Source organism: uncultured Traorella sp. (assembly GCF_944327115.1).
Classification (GTDB): Bacteria; Bacillota_I; Bacilli_A; order Erysipelotrichales; family Erysipelotrichaceae; genus Traorella.
Genome location: NZ_CALVGS010000065.1, coordinates 1 through 15310 on the forward strand (window position 1 = coordinate 1; position 15310 = coordinate 15310).

Sequence of the window (15310 nt, forward strand, 5' to 3'; positions counted from 1 at the left end):
ATCAAATTTTAAAATTCAGATTATAATAGATAAAAAATATAGATACTTTCTTTGCTCAGCAGGACATAGTGATACTACAAATTATTCTGAATCTTTTCATTAATGCAGTCTTATCTTTTATTCTGTATTTGGTAAAATCCCCAGCTGATAAGATGTATAACCCAGTATATCGGCAACATTTGATAAGATGTATAACTTAAAATTGTTTGATAATCGCCAGATAACTTAAATATTGCATTGAGCACTATATAGCTAAAAAGAATCATATTTAGGACATTTATACCTATAAGAATGATTTTATATTTCTTTTTATAATATCTATATAAGCTGAAAATAAGAATAAGGGAAAGAAGCAAAAATACCAATTCTATAGCAATTAATTGATTTTTATAAGAATATGCATTTTCTATGTCTAAAAAGATTCTAGTAATTAGTGGGTTTAATCTAGTAGACGGAATCATACTTATACCATAAATAAAAGTTATACGATATTTTTTTAAAAAGTTTTTAATGTTCATATAATTACCTATATATATTATAAAGAGCTCATTTAATAGCAATTCATTATATATATATTTCCTCCTTTTTTTATGCGATAAACTGTGACTTGTTATGATATTCATCATATATATTTTTTAATTTATAATAAGAGAAAGGCGATACCTTTCTCTTATTCCTGATTAAGATAAAAGATTAACAACAGATCTAAATACAGAACCATTTCTTGCATAGAACTTATTATCTGTCCATTCAACGATACTCTTGCAGGAACCCGTTATTGTTACTTTTCCTTTCTTTCCAAAAAGACACATGTCAGTTATTTGCCCCACAAATATTGTTTCAATAGCTTGTTGATAAAGTTGCAGCTATGACAAAATCTGGCTAACGGCCGAAGGAATGTATTCCAGAATTGCTGGTACGAATCGACCTGCTACATATTTAAATGCTTGTCATCAAAATTTTGAATGTCGTTAGGTCACCATTGTTTTAAATAAAATACTCTTTGCATCATATCTGATCCGCCTGAATATTTATATGTGCTTAAAACAATCGCTCCATCAGATTATGTATTAGTTTAAAATATCCACTGGTCTTTCCTCTGCTAGACGATCTTTCTTTATATTAAAATATTTATTTTCAGTTTCCTCGTAATGGTAGTCGTCCTATACAGGAAACGAATATCATCAAATTTAACACCTCTTTCATAAGATCCACCTCTTTCATGATTATACATTGTCTTCACTTATATAATATCTAAAATATGGCTAAAATAAAGTCTTTTAATGATATTATTTATATGATAAAATCAAATTATAAGGCGATATTTTAATTCTTTTGTATTTACTGCAAAGTGTAATTTTATTATTTATAGTGATATTTTTTCTTAGAAAAAGAGTGACTTAGTTCATTCTTTTTATTATGTACTTCATTTTTATGGCTGATATTTTTCTATAAATTTATCATAAACCTGTCTTCCTGCTTTATCATTATCTGAAGCTATGATTACGGTATCAATATAGTCATGGATCTATGGTCTTGTAAGATAATTGATTTTGAATGTTTCACTGATACAGTTACATGAATCACTGCCTAAAATATTAAAATCAATTGGCTTGTTTAATTCTTTTTCCATTGAGTAATAACTAATAGCAACAATATAGGATTCTGTTAAAACAAGCTCTAAAATATTTCATCGTTTATCACTTGCCAACACTTATTTTCTTCTACCAAATTATCTGATTTTATAAAATTCATATGCAGTGCTATAATGAACAGCTAAATGCAAAATAATATTATTTCCTTTCACTTCAAAATAAGGACCTTCATTCAATTTAGAAGTAAGATAATAGTATTTATCTTTCTGCTGATAAATATAACCTGACTGTGGAACTATATCTCCAATATATGAATAAGACAATTCTCCAGAAAATGAATATCTTCCATTATTCATTGTCAGCGTAATTTGAGTATCACCGTATTTCTTTTGATATACTCCATTTATTTCCCTATAATTCATACTGCAAAGTACTAGTAATACAACCAGCACTAGTCCCAACGCTATTACTAGCTTTTTTTTCATATTCATTCCTCCCTGATATATCTCAAAATAAAGTAATAATCATTCTAATATGTTTCTTTATGTAACAATGCTTCTTCATTACTATCTTTTTCTTAAATAAATTTCAAATACAATATTTTCTAATTTATTTTCCTATTTATTTTGAAATGAGCCTCTAAGTAAAGACAGACCTCCATTTTTATTTTGATAACTACCAAACAATATAACAAATACAAAAACAATCAAGTTTATACTTTTTTATTCACTTATATAATACCCAAAATATAGCTAAAATAAAATCTTTTATTGTTATTATTTATATGATAAAATCGAGTTATAAGGCGATATTTTGATTCTTTTGTATTTACTGCAAAGTGTAATTTTATTATTTATAGTGATATTTTTCTTAGAAAAAGAGTGACTTAGTTCATGCCATTGGAGGAGTTGATAACTCCCCTTTAATTTATTATTTCTATTACATTGATAATTAAGTGGTATATAGCCCATATAGCTAAGAATGAGTACAGCGGTATTGATATAATTTTCCTTGTTTTTGTTAGATTTTCAAATCTATTTTTTACATAATCAATACAAATCCAAATCATCGCTATACGCATAAAAATATCGAGAATAAGATACCATGTCATAGAGCTAAAAATGCTTCCTTGGCTCTATCGTATAATTCGTTTAAATGATCAGCCTGCGCTAAAGTTCCGGCTCCCGCACCTATCGCTGATAACGCAGCTACTAAACTGATTCCTCCAGTGAAGAAAGCACCAATAATTGGTATTAATAAATCTAAACCAACAGAAGCAATGATGCTTTTTTCCGTATCTACCATATCATCAATTGCATCACAAAATCTATCAAGATTTGCAGAATTAGAAGCAGATCTCATTCTAACTTTTTTACTCTCTTTACCATTTATTACAGCATAAAGAGTATAAACAGTACCTTTAATCTCATAATTCCATGGTGAGAATATGGTTCTAGTAATCACAGAATAAAATACTTGAGTGGTTGTGACGCCATCTTTTGTTTTGTCGACAGTCAAGCTTTCTTCAATTTTATCATATGTCATTACTACTTCGTAGCCATTTTCATAGTAGCTTATTGCTCTTCTTTCTTGATTATCTTTCAAAAGCGTATATATAAACTCGGTTGCTGGATCAGTAATAACAGTAGGCTCTTCTGTATCCGTAGCAGAAACGTTGCATGGAACAATTGCTAAAGTCATCACAGCAACGATAAACATTTTAAATATTTTTTTAGGCATAATATTAATTGCTTGCAACCCCTAAAATTAAGCATCTCCTTTCTCTAAAATAATTTTAGGTTGCATAAATGTATTATTCTTTAGTTTGGATTTAATACTTAATTATCATAATATATCCATTGGTCTTTCCTCTACTAGACTGTCTTTCTTTAGATTTGCACCTCTATCGTGTATTTGCTTTTAGTTTCCTCGTAATGGTAGTCATTCTATACAGGAAACGAATATAATCAATTTTAACACCTCTTTCATATATTTATCCCTTTTCCTTAAAACGTACTCTATCTTCCAATTAATTATCTTTTTCAGTTATGATTATTCAGCTAACTCGTATTCGTAACCGTTCTCCATAGCTTCTATCAATTCTTTTGGTACATATGAAGTAGCCTTTTTATCTTCGTAAGATAAGGATTCATACCACATTAACCATTTTATAGTTTCTTTGGAAAACGAATCTGGAAAACTCATTTTTACGGTTTTGCTTTTATGATTTGTTGAAAACATAAATAGCAAAGCTAAACCTATTCCCACAAGAATTATCTTTTTATGCATATTTAACTATATAATACCCTGCAAATGTTGAATAATTTAGAGAACCGTAATTTCTGTTGCAGCCCTGAGGATTATATATAATATTTCCTGATGCATCTACACGTGTTACTTCAGTATGGCCTCTCTTGTGTGACCATGAGCCATCGGGATTTTGTCTATACCAGTGATAATCTTTTCCAGGCGCGATAACTAAAACAACTTTGTATTCTTTTGCTCTTGGCTTTTCGCCTGCAGAAGAAGATCTGATACTAACTACATTTGAAAAATATGGAATATCCTTTTTTACTGCAGCAATTATATTGGATGCTATTAGCGAGGTGAATACAGAATTAGCTTTGAAACCGGGCTGTTGTGTGCCTTTATCAGTTGATGAAGAAACGACATTCATTACATAGTAATAACAATTTGCTTTATTAATTCTTGAACCGTTCCAGTAGCTTGGATTGTAGGCGAGTTCATATCCGCCGACAACCATCGTTCCTCCACCGCCTGGTTGATCTGGAATTACTGAATTTGTTCCGATTTGAGGGTTATCGATTCTATCTAATGCTCTTAGCTCCGGAAGAATAGCATTATCTCCATTAAGATATTCAATGATTTCTGCAGGTCTGTAACTAACAGTTATTTGTTCCTCATAGGTAAGGGAATTGAACCATTCAAGCCATTCCTGAGTTTCTTCAGAGAAAATCTGGTTATTTACTTCTTCAGCATATAGCGGAGTTACAAAATTACAGGTAAGTATGCCGATAGATAAAGTGATACTTAACAATCTTTTAAGGATTTTTTTCATATACTTATACTCCTTTAAATCTTAATTTGATTAATTTATTTCCATGCTTTTTTTTAGTTGAATAAAAGACAAATAAACATATAGCAGAATCAACAGTACATTAAGAATCAATGCCGAAAGGAAAAGATAGAACATTTGAGTGAGTAAAAGACCCTGATAATTTGAAGCAGAACCTGTTCCAAAAATAAGTGTACAAACAATTCCTTTTGGGAAAAATATTCCTTCACTGATCTGCCACGAAAGGCTTGTTGAGAAGTAGCCATACGAAATATCCAGAAAAAGAATCAGAGAAACCATGAGACAAATCAGAACGATTTTTTTCTTTTTTGCAATTTTGAAGATTTCTTCTTTCTGCATATAAAGAATTGTCAAGGTGGAAGGATCCACATCCTGTACGACAGTTTCCTCTCCGATGATCAAATTCTTTACACTGATCCCTAATTCTAAAGACAGGCTTTCAAGCATTGAAACATCCGGAATATTCAACCTTCTTTCCCATCTTGAAATCGTTTTAGGGCTGACACCAAGATAGCTGGCCAGCTGTTCTTGTGTCAATCCTTTTTCGACTCGTTTTTTTCTGATGAGCAATCCTATTTTTTCTTGATTCATATGTTTCTCCTCGCCTATATTGAAGCATAATAATTGAAAAAAATACAGGACATTTGTGCTGAATTTGTGTCCAGTTGGCTGTTTTTTTCAATTTTTTGAAGAAAAAGAGTAGAATTTAGTCATTGAAATGTAAATTTATTAGATTGTTTTATCTTTTCCTTTCTATTATCTTATAGTTTATAAGATCCTGATTCCAATCTTTTGATTCGGGAAAATCGGAATATAGTTTTTGGTATGAGTAAAAATGGCTGATATTTTTCCACAAATTTATCATAAACCTGTCTTCCTGCTTTATCATTATCTGAAGCTATGATTACGGTATCAATATAGTCATGGATCTATGGTCTTGTAAGATAATTGATTCTGAATGTTTCACTGATAGGATTCCGGTAAAAAATTTTTTTCATATCGTCACAAAAAAATTATGTTGTTCATGGCAGTAGAAATTGGATCCCTGTCTTCTGAATGAAAAACCGGAGCATTCCTGTATAAAAATCCAAAATATTGACATTTTCTTTTAGATTTTTAACATACGCTCCATCAAGGCAAAGTTTCAATCAAATTCAGTTGATAAGCTAAATATCCTCTTGCGAACATGAACTATCAAACAGTTTAAAATAAGTCAGAAAATATATAAAAATAGCTAATTCGTTTTACGAATTAGCATATATTTCAAAATGGTGGGCCCGGCCGGAATCGAACCGGCACGGATTATTCATCCGAGGGATTTTAAGTCCCTTGCGTCTACCAGTTTCACCACGAGCCCATAAATGGAGGTTCCTGCCAGATTTGAACTGGCGATCACAGAGTTGCAGTCTATTGCCTTACCACTTGGCTAAGGAACCGTATTGCTTTGTGCCTGTTTATTATATAAAAAAATAGACAAAAATGCAACACCCATTTTCATTTTATTAAATCTTTCTTTATCATAGAATCAAAAGCAGGAAGGAACATGTCGAAAAATATGATAGAATAGAGTCGGAGATGATAAAATGAAACCTGAAATTATTATCATAGGAGCAGCAATTTTAGATGTGCTTGCATACCCGACAGATGAACATGTTTTTCAAGAAGGATCTTATCCATGTGAAGATATCGAATTATCTTATGGCGGAGATGCCTTGAATGAGGCGCTTGTTCTCTCGGCTTTCCATAAAAAAGTAGAATTGATGACGATTCTTGGAAAAGATCAGGCAGGGGAATTTATTGTAAAGAAATGCCGGCAGCAGCAAATCCTCTTGAATGAAAAAACGATGCGTGATGACTTGAAAACAGGGATCAATACCGTATTGATCAAAAAAGACGGATCACGACATTTTCTGACAAATGCCAATGGTTCTTTAAGAAAGCTGACCTTAGAGGATATTCCATTGCCTTTTGTCACATCGGCGAAAATAGTTTGTTTTGCCAGTATCTTTGTTTTCCCTCAGATCAGGGATCATGAGCTGATGGTCTTATTTAAGACGGCTAAAAAGCAGGGGATGATCGTTGCAGCCGACATGACAAAATGTAAGCATCAGGAAACGCTTGATGATCTTAAACTGTCACTGCCATATGTGGATTATCTTTTTTGCAATGATGCCGAGGCACAGCTTGTGACACGGGCTGACAGCGTTGAAGCATCGGCAGAACAGCTTTATCATGCAGGAGCAAAAAATGTCATCATTAAGATAGGTGCCAAGGGCTGTTATGTTCATAATGATACGCTTCATTGCTGGGTATCGCCTAAAAAAGAAGTTGTATGTGTCGATACGACAGGAGCCGGTGACAGCTTTGTGGCAGGCTTTTTTAAAGCGCTTTTGGAGAAGCAATCGCTCATGGACTGCCTTGATTTCGGTAATGAATGCGGTGGTAAGGCAACCACGCAGATAGGGGCAACGCGCTGGCTTGAAAATATTCAATGAAATAATGATAGAATTGTTCATCACAGCTCTTAATTTGTGATAAAATGATAGCATGAGCAAGAAATGTATTTTAATTGGTGCAGGAGAAATGAAGGAAGAAAACATTTCTCTTCAAAAAAATGATTTTGTCATTGCTGTTGACGGAGGATATCAGTATTGTTTAAAGCTGCATATCCGTCCACAGCTGGTCGTTGGTGATTTTGATTCATATCCTCATTCAATCAGTCATGTCGAGGTTTTACGCAGCCAACCGGAAAAAGATGATACGGATATGATGCTGGCCATTCAGGCAGGACTTGAAAGAGGGTATGATGAATTTGTGATGTATGGTGCTATGGGCGGACGCTTGGAGCATACCATAGGAAATATTCAGTGCTTGAATTATTTATGTCAGAAAAAGGCCCATGGGGTGTTGGTTTCTCAAAACAGCCGTGTAGAAGTGCTTTGTGAAGGAAGCAGATGTTTTGATGCTTCCATGCGGGGTTATATCAGTGTTTTTTCATTGGTGGAGGAATCATTGATTTCTATTGAGAATCTGAAATATCCATTGGATCATAAAGGCTTAAGCAATGCGACGACACTGGGTGTCGATAATGAGTTTATAGGAAAAGAAAGTAAGATCACGCTTCATAAAGGATGTATCTGCATAGTCGTAACGGAGGGATAGGAATGGTTGAAAAAAGGCTTTACTTGTTTAAGGACGGAGAATTGTATTTTAATGATTTCGTACTGGTGATCGATGGTGATGATTTTAAGAAAAAATCGCTTCATTATGTACATCTGGGAGAAAAGACAACGACCATAGGTGTCGAAACATTTGAAGGAAATTATTTGACGCAGATTCATTTTCATAAAAAAATCAAATGGATCGAAAGCAGGGCTTTCGCAAATAATCGAATCGAAAAGATCGTTTTTTCAAGATTGGAGGTTCCGGTCATTGCGAAAGATGCATTTGTAGGGAATCCTGTTTCTTTGGTCATCGTTCCTTATGAAACCTACGATGATTATAAAAAAGTGCTGAGTCAGGTTGACTTTGATCAGCCGGTGGATGTCCGTTCAAATATCGAGATGAAATTCATAAGGCTGAATGAACAGAAAGTTGAGGATACGGTCATCGTAATCAAGGCATTTCCGATTTACGGAACTTATACGTGGCGTATCGAGAAGGAAGAAATTGCTGATCTTGAGCTGCAGATGCGCAAGGATGAGAATCGCTATGATTTCGGAGAGATCGAATTGAGTGGTAACAGATATAATATTTATAAAGATGGTCATGACCATATCTTTATCTATCGTAAAAACGATCAGGGATATCAGGATGTGACATTTGAAGATTTTAAGATAATATATAATGACGCCAGAAAGGCGCTTCTATGATCTGTCCTAAGTGCGGTGCTAAGCTGGTATGCTGTGAGAAAACTTTCAGGTGTGAAAACAATCATACCTATGACAGGGCCAGACAAGGCTATGTAAACCTGATGCTTGGCGGAAATCATGGGGATTCAAAAGAAATGGTAGCCGCACGTCATCGCTTTTTGAATGCCGATTATTATCACCTCTTAAAAGAAAGATTAGAAGAAATTGTGACTCGGTTACAGGTAAGGGTATTGCTGGATCTGGGCTGTGGGGAAGGCTATTATACTTCCGGCATGAGCCGACATGTGGCTGAATGCTATGGCGTGGATCTAAGTAAAGATGCTTTAAAGATAGCTTCACGGATGGATAAGCATACCCAGTATGTCGTTGCCAGCATTTTTCGTTTGCCTTTTGAGGATGAAAGTGTTGATGGCATAACGAATATCTTTGCACCTGCACCTGTTGATGAGTGTGCGCGTGTTTTGAAAAATCGAGGGATTTATATACGGGTGGCTCCGCATCGGCGTCATCTTTATGGTTTGAAAAAGAAATTATATGATCAGGTTTATGAAAATGAGATGGAATTGATCAAGGATGAACGCTTTGAACTGATCGAGCGTGTGAAGGTTGAGGATGTCATTCATATCGATGATCATGATGATATTGAGGCTTTGTTTATGATGACGCCTTATTATTGGAAAAGCAGTAAAGAGGCTGCACATAAGGTAGCTGAGATGGAAAGCCTGGATACAGAGATTGCATTTGATATTCAAATCTATCGGAAAAAAGATTGTTAATAAATATTCAAAGTAATGATCTATCAATAAGTGGACATTCATATGGCTGAGGATAAAACACGGCTTTTATGAAAATCTAAAATTCAGATATTGATAACTAAGATGAATGAATAAGCATTTTTATAAACATCATGTGCAGCATGAAGAATACTTTGAAAAGCTGTCTTTAAGAATGGTATAGTCTTTTGTGAAAATTATGGTATAATGGTGAGGCAAAAACGAGGTGGAGTATGGCATTTGAATCATTGACAAATAAATTAAATAAGGCTTTTAAAAACTTATCGGGTCAAGGTAAGCTGACAGAAAAAAATATGAATGAGATGCTGAAGGAAGTGCGCATGTCACTTCTGGAAGCAGATGTAAACTATCAGGTCGTGAAGGACTTTATTGCCAATGTCAAAGAAAAGGCAATGGGTACAGAGGTCATGGATTCATTGAATCCAAGTCAGATGGTTGTTAAGATCGTTCATGATGAGATCGTTGCTTTGTTGGGTGACGGTGATAATGAGTTGAATCTGACTTCTTTTTCAACGATCATGTTGGTCGGTCTTCAAGGTACCGGTAAAACGACGGCTGCCGCAAAGATTGCCAATGTTTTGAAAAAGAAAAAGGGCAGAAAACCATTACTGGTTGCCTGTGATATTATTCGTCCGGCAGCCATTGAACAGTTAAAAACGCTTGGAAAAAGCATTGATGTTGAGGTGTACAGCGAAGGTGTCGATGTCGATGTGCTGACGCAGGTAAAGCATGCGCTTGATTATGCGAAGGCCAACAGCTATGATACGCTTATTTTTGATACAGCCGGACGTCTGCACATCAATGAAGAATTGATGCAGGAGTTAAAAGATATCGAAGCTTATCTGAAGCCGAATGAGATCTTGCTGACGGTAGATGCGATGAGTGGCCAGGATATCGTCAGTGTGGCCCAAAGCTTTACGGAGCAGCTGCATGTGACCGGCTTGATTGCTACTAAGATGGATGGCGATGCCCGAGGCGGTGGTATCCTTTCGGTCCGCTCACTTACCAAAATACCGGTTAAGTTTGCCAGTCAGGGTGAGAAGATCGATGATCTGGATATTTTCTATCCGGATCGTATGGCAGATCGCATTTTAGGTATGGGTGATATCATGACTCTTGTGGAACAGGCACAGGAGAAGATGGATCTTGAGGAAAGTGAAAGAACGGCCAAGCGCATGATGAGCGGGCGTTTTACACTTGATGATATGCTGGTGCAGCTTCGCCAGGTCAATAAAATGGGTTCGCTTGGCGGCATCTTGAAGATGATTCCCGGTATGAGCCAGATGGCAGGTCAGATCGATGAGGTCAAGGCGAGTCATGACATGAAGAAAACAGAGGCCATCATTCTTTCGATGACACAGGAAGAAAGAGATGATCCAGGCATTCTGAGGGCTTCTCGTAAGAGCCGTATCGCAAAGGGAAGCGGTGTACAGGTCAGTGATGTCAACAAGTTGATCAAGCAGTACGAGCAAAGCAAGCAGGCAATGAAGATGCTGAGTCAGATGCAGAAGGGCGGTATGCCCAATATGGCGAAGATGAATCAGATGATGCGTTCTGGCAGCATGAATCGTCCTAAGCTGAAAACAAAAGGAAGAAGAAGATAGAAGTCCAAAGGGGCTTCTTTTCATTTGCAAGGAAAACGTAAGAAATAAAAAAATAAGAATATGGTAGAATAGGTGCAGGAGGGAAAACATGAACAAAAAAACCAGAAAAATGTATATTTTACTTGTTGGTGCTATCTTGATGATAAGTGTCTTGATCATGATCCTGTATCATTTCAACATACTGCCTCATCGCTCTTATGACAATGCTTATTTTGGTATTGAAACATTGAAAAGCTCTGTGGATAAGGATCAGGATGGGATCGATGATCAAAGTGATATCCTGATGAATGCACGTAATTATATCAATACTCATCCTAAATATAAAAGTGTCTATTATCAAGGAGGTTATCCGGATGATGGCTATGGGGTATGCAGTGATGTCGTGGCTTTTGCCTTGAAAGATGCCGGTTATGACTTACAGGTACTTGTCGATGAAGATATCGCTGCCCATCCTGAGGATTATGATATTGAGGTGGCAGATGCGAATATAGATTTCCGACGGGTGCGTAACTTACTTGTCTATTTTCAAAATCATGCCCTTTCTTTAACGACAGATATTCATGATATCGAACAGTGGCAGGGTGGTGATATCGTTGTTTTTCATGAACATATCGGTATCGTATCGGATAAAAGAAATAAGCAAGGAATTCCATTTCTGATTCACCATGCCTCACCTTTTCAATTTCGCTATGAAGAAGATGTATTAGGAAGATATGAGATCATTGCTCATTTTAGAACAAGTGAATAGGCATCAATAGGGAGCATATTATTTGATTTGGAAGAGCATGAAAATAGTGATGGATGTCAAGTAAAAAACCTTGACATCTATTCTTCTGTATGGTAGAATCATGTCCGTATAGAAAATATGGAGGAAATAAACACATGGCTGTTAAATTAAGATTAAAAAGAATGGGATCTAAAAAAGCTCCTTTTTACAGAATTGTAGCTGCTGATTCCCGTTTTCCTAGAGATGGAAGAATTATTGAACAAATTGGATATTATGATCCGACTAAAAATCCTGCGGAAGTAAAAGTTGATGCTGAAACTGCTATGAAATGGTTGAAGAATGGTGCACAGCCAAGTGACACGGTTCGTAACATTTTATCTAAGCAGGGTATCATGAAACAGTTCCACGAATCTAAATTGTCAAAATAATGATCGATTACGAAAAGGTTTTATATAACCTGTGCGAACCTATCGTCAGTGATTCGCTGAATCTTTCAGTGAAACAGATGGAGACGCTGGATGAGCATGAAATCTGTCTTTATGTTTACGCAAACAGTGATGACGTGGCACGTTTGATTGGCAAGAAGGGAGCGATGGCTTCCAGTATCCGCCAAATGATGTCAGTAGCAAGCCGCAAGGAAGATAAAAAGATTACGATCAAGTTTGAATCTTATTAGGATGCAGTTGCATCCTATTTTTAGAGGTGAGAGTATGCATCTGAGTATAGGAAAAATAGTGAATACCCATGGAATCAGAGGGGAATTGAAGGTCATACCGAATACGGATTTTTTAGAAGAGAGATTTTCAAAGGGAAATGAAGTATTTGTTCATTATGGTAAAGAAACCATCTGTTTTGAAATAGATTCTTTCCGTATTCATAAGGGCTGTGTTCTGGTGACATTTAAAGATCATCATAACATCAATGATGTTGAGAAGTATAAGGGCCTTGAGCTTTTGATCGAAGTGGATGGCAGTGAGGATGATGATTTTTATTACTATGAGCTTGAGGGCTGTCAGGTATATTATCATGATGAGCTTTTAGGTGAGGTAAGTGAAATATTGGAAACACAGGCACATGAGATCTTACGCATTTCTTGTGAAAATAAGAAGGATATTTTAATTCCGTATGTCGACCGATTTATTTTAAATGTCGATATTGATGAAAAAAGAATCGATGTGGATGTGATCGAGGGCATGCTATGAAAATTACGATCCTGACGCTTTTCCCGGAATTTTTTGATTCTTTTAAATCGACTTCTATCATCAGAAAGGCTCTTGAAAAAGGAGCGGTTGAGCTTGAATGTATTGATTATCGTCAATACACGCTGGATAAGCACAATCATGTTGATGATACACCTTGTGGCGGAGGGGTAGGAATGCTTTTGATGGTCCAGCCGATCGCAGACTGTCTGAAAGCTGTTCGCCAAGAAAATTCACATGTCATTCTGCTGACACCGCAGGGGAAGGTCTTTCATCAGAAGATGGCTCATGACTATGTTCAAAGATATGAGCATCTGATTCTTATCTGCGGTCATTATGAGGGCTTTGATGAGCGTATTCGTGACTATGTGGATGAAGAGGTGAGCATTGGTGATTTTGTGCTTACAGGCGGTGAAATTGGCGCCATGACGATTTCTGATGCGATCATACGCCTGCTGGAGGGTGTGATCACGAAGGAAAGCCATGAGGATGACAGCTTTGAAAACGGTCTTCTTGAGTATCCGCAATATACGCGTCCGATCGAATATGATGGAAAAAAGGTTCCGGAGATCCTTTTAAGCGGTCATCACGAAAATATTCGTAAATGGAGATTGAAGGAATCATTGCGCAAGACTTATATAAGACGTCCCGATCTGTTGGAAAAAAGGGCATTTACCAAAGAAGAAAAACAGTTTTTAAATGAAATTATAGAAGAAAATCAAAAAAAATAATTGCATCCTATATTTCATTTATGTTATTATAAATAGGCTTAAACAGGCACGATTATTCCGCTGGTAGCAATACGAATGAATAAGCGTAAAAAAATACATGAGAAAAGGAGAAGAAAGATGAATTTAAATCTAGTAAATGAAGTTACAAAAACACAGTTAAAAAAAGATCTTCCTGAAATCAGAAGCGGAAGCACGGTAAAAGTTCACGTAAAGATCAAAGAAGGCGACAAATCAAGAATTCAGGTATTTGAAGGTGTCGTTATCGCTAAGCAGGGCGGCGGTATCAATGAAAACATCATCGTAAGAAAGATTTCAAATGGTGTCGGTGTAGAAAGAACATTCCCGCTGCATTCGCCAATTGTTGATAAGATCGAGGTAACTCGTGTAGGTAAGGTAAGAAGAAACAAGCTGACTTATCTGCGTGGATTATCCGGAAAAGCAGCTCGTATCAAGGAGATTCGCTAGAAAACAGACTTCGGTCTGTTTTTTTGATAGTTGTGATAAAGAAAGCTGACAAGGTGCATCAATGATATAAATAGATGAATTGACGTCATTTTATTTGTATATGCTTTGACTTATAAAATGATTTTTGTGTAAGGATGTTTTGTGACAATTTATTTATTTAAGTACAAAATTATAAAAAGAATGATATAATAAGAACATGAGAAAAATTGGGAATAAGACGACAACAAAATTATTGAATATACTTCAGATGCAGGTTACTTTTTTAGTCTGTCTGGCTGTCATGCTTTTCGTCGTTAATTTTATCGCCTATCCGATACAGATCGAAGGGAAAAGCATGGATCCGACATTGCATGATCAGGACTTTGGATTTTCAAGCATCCTGTCGTTAAAAACGCAGGGAGTGGAACGGTTTGACGTGGTTATCGTGAAGGTTGACAACGAATACTGGGTCAAGCGTGTAATAGCACTTCCGAAAGAAACGATTTCCTGTAAAGATAACCAGATATATATCAACGGAGAGCCTATTCAGGAAGATTTTCTTGATGAAGAATACGTCCGGCAGGAAATTGAAGAACATGGTTTTTTTACGAAAGATTTCAGTGAAATTACGCTTAAGGACAATGAGGTCTTTCTGATGGGCGACAATCGTGTGCATTCGCTGGATTCCAGAATCGTAGGACCGTTTGATATGAGTCAATTGATTGCGAAGGATATATTTATATTGTGGCCTTTTAACCATGGAAAGGTTGTGAAGTGATGGAAGAAAAAAATTTTGATGTAAAAAAAGAAGTTTTTGATTTTTTGAAACTTCTTGTTTTTTGGTTTTTGGTGTTTATGGTGGTTACTCGATTTATCGTCAATCCGATTCAGGTCATCGGTAACAGCATGTATCCGACATTGAAGGATAAAGAAAGAGGTTTTTCAAGCATTATTTCCAGGAATTTCGAGATTCACCGTTTTGATATCGTTGTTGTAGAGGCTAAGGATAACAGTGCGGATCACTGGGTAAAAAGGGTCATCGGTTTGCCGAATGAAACCATTGAATGTCGTGATGATGTGATCTATATCAATAATGAACCGATTGAACAGGATTTCTTAGATGCCGAATATGTAGTAAGTGAGGTAGCAGCCTATGGAAGGCTGACCGAGGATTTTGGCCCTGTTACCTTAGGAGAAGATGAATATTTTCTAATGGGAGATAATCGTCAGCATTCCACGGATTCAAG

18 protein-coding genes and 2 tRNA genes are annotated in these 15310 nt (G+C 35.9%); 13 read left to right on the forward strand and 7 right to left on the reverse strand.

The window, feature by feature from the left end; all coding sequences use genetic code 11:
* Positions 1-1732 precede the first annotated feature (1732 nt).
* The 7 genes from Q0K35_RS06225 to Q0K35_RS06255 all read right to left on the reverse strand — a co-directional run bounded on the left by Q0K35_RS06225 (position 1733) and on the right by Q0K35_RS06255 (position 6128).
* Positions 1733-2080 (reverse strand): hypothetical protein, encoded by a 348-nt coding sequence (locus Q0K35_RS06225; protein ID WP_294561802.1) that lies wholly within the window; start codon positions 2078-2080, stop codon positions 1733-1735.
* 622 nt (positions 2081-2702) lie between these two features.
* Positions 2703-3335 (reverse strand): geobacillin-26 family protein, encoded by a 633-nt coding sequence (locus tag Q0K35_RS06230; RefSeq protein ID WP_294561803.1) that lies wholly within the window; start codon positions 3333-3335, stop codon positions 2703-2705.
* Between the two features lie 312 nt (positions 3336-3647).
* Positions 3648-3863: a hypothetical protein gene (locus Q0K35_RS06235; RefSeq protein WP_294561804.1), complete on the reverse strand. Its 216-nt coding sequence runs from the start codon at positions 3861-3863 to the stop codon at positions 3648-3650.
* 13 nt (positions 3864-3876) lie between these two features.
* Positions 3877-4674 (reverse strand): hypothetical protein, encoded by a 798-nt coding sequence (locus Q0K35_RS06240; protein WP_294561805.1) that lies wholly within the window; start codon positions 4672-4674, stop codon positions 3877-3879.
* 30 nt (positions 4675-4704) lie between these two features.
* Positions 4705-5283 carry a helix-turn-helix transcriptional regulator gene (locus tag Q0K35_RS06245; protein WP_294561806.1) on the reverse strand — a complete coding sequence of 193 codons (579 nt, stop codon included), beginning with the start codon at positions 5281-5283 and terminating at the stop codon, positions 4705-4707.
* A gap of 678 nt (positions 5284-5961) precedes the next feature.
* A tRNA-Leu gene (locus Q0K35_RS06250) sits at positions 5962-6049 on the reverse strand.
* 5 nt (positions 6050-6054) lie between these two features.
* Positions 6055-6128 (reverse strand) — tRNA-Cys (locus tag Q0K35_RS06255).
* 147 nt (positions 6129-6275) lie between these two features.
* On the opposite strand from Q0K35_RS06255, the gene Q0K35_RS06260 reads away from it, so the two are divergent.
* From Q0K35_RS06260 to lepB (Q0K35_RS06320), 13 genes are all read left to right on the forward strand, one after another.
* Entirely contained in the window at positions 6276-7187 is a 912-nt protein-coding gene (locus Q0K35_RS06260) for a carbohydrate kinase family protein (protein WP_294561807.1), read from the forward strand.
* Positions 7188-7239: 52 nt separating this feature from the next.
* Entirely contained in the window at positions 7240-7854 is a 615-nt protein-coding gene (locus tag Q0K35_RS06265) for a thiamine diphosphokinase (RefSeq protein WP_294561808.1), read from the forward strand.
* Between the two features lie 2 nt (positions 7855-7856).
* Positions 7857-8564, forward strand: coding sequence for a leucine-rich repeat protein (locus Q0K35_RS06270; RefSeq protein ID WP_294561809.1), 708 nt, complete (start codon positions 7857-7859; stop codon positions 8562-8564).
* Positions 8561-9340, forward strand: coding sequence for a methyltransferase domain-containing protein (locus tag Q0K35_RS06275; protein ID WP_294561810.1), 780 nt, complete (start codon positions 8561-8563; stop codon positions 9338-9340). Before Q0K35_RS06270 ends, Q0K35_RS06275 begins: the two co-directional genes overlap by 4 nt.
* Before the next feature lie 230 nt (positions 9341-9570).
* A complete protein-coding gene (gene ffh, locus Q0K35_RS06280) occupies positions 9571-10962 on the forward strand; it encodes a signal recognition particle protein (protein WP_294561811.1) in 1392 nt (463 codons plus the stop codon).
* An 88-nt stretch (positions 10963-11050) separates the two neighbouring features.
* Positions 11051-11710 (forward strand): DUF1287 domain-containing protein, encoded by a 660-nt coding sequence (locus Q0K35_RS06285; RefSeq protein ID WP_294561812.1) that lies wholly within the window; start codon positions 11051-11053, stop codon positions 11708-11710.
* Between the two features lie 134 nt (positions 11711-11844).
* Positions 11845-12117: a 30S ribosomal protein S16 gene (gene rpsP, locus Q0K35_RS06290; protein WP_071442457.1), complete on the forward strand. Its 273-nt coding sequence runs from the start codon at positions 11845-11847 to the stop codon at positions 12115-12117.
* A complete protein-coding gene (locus Q0K35_RS06295; protein WP_294561813.1) occupies positions 12117-12365 on the forward strand; it encodes a KH domain-containing protein in 249 nt (82 codons plus the stop codon). Before rpsP ends, Q0K35_RS06295 begins: the two co-directional genes overlap by 1 nt.
* A gap of 34 nt (positions 12366-12399) precedes the next feature.
* Positions 12400-12891, forward strand: coding sequence for a ribosome maturation factor RimM (gene rimM / locus Q0K35_RS06300; RefSeq protein WP_294561814.1), 492 nt, complete (start codon positions 12400-12402; stop codon positions 12889-12891).
* Entirely contained in the window at positions 12888-13619 is a 732-nt protein-coding gene (gene trmD, locus Q0K35_RS06305) for a tRNA (guanosine(37)-N1)-methyltransferase TrmD (RefSeq protein ID WP_294561815.1), read from the forward strand. The genes rimM and trmD overlap by 4 nt, the downstream gene beginning before the upstream one ends.
* Positions 13620-13736: 117 nt before the next feature.
* Positions 13737-14084 (forward strand): 50S ribosomal protein L19, encoded by a 348-nt coding sequence (gene rplS / locus Q0K35_RS06310; protein WP_294561816.1) that lies wholly within the window; start codon positions 13737-13739, stop codon positions 14082-14084.
* A gap of 196 nt (positions 14085-14280) precedes the next feature.
* Positions 14281-14841, forward strand: a complete 561-nt coding sequence (gene lepB / locus Q0K35_RS06315; RefSeq protein WP_294561817.1) for a signal peptidase I — start codon at positions 14281-14283, stop codon at positions 14839-14841.
* Positions 14841-15310: signal peptidase I (gene lepB, locus Q0K35_RS06320; RefSeq protein ID WP_294561818.1), on the forward strand; the 470-nt coding region annotated here is incomplete at its 3' end. The genes lepB (Q0K35_RS06315) and lepB (Q0K35_RS06320), both read left to right, overlap by 1 nt.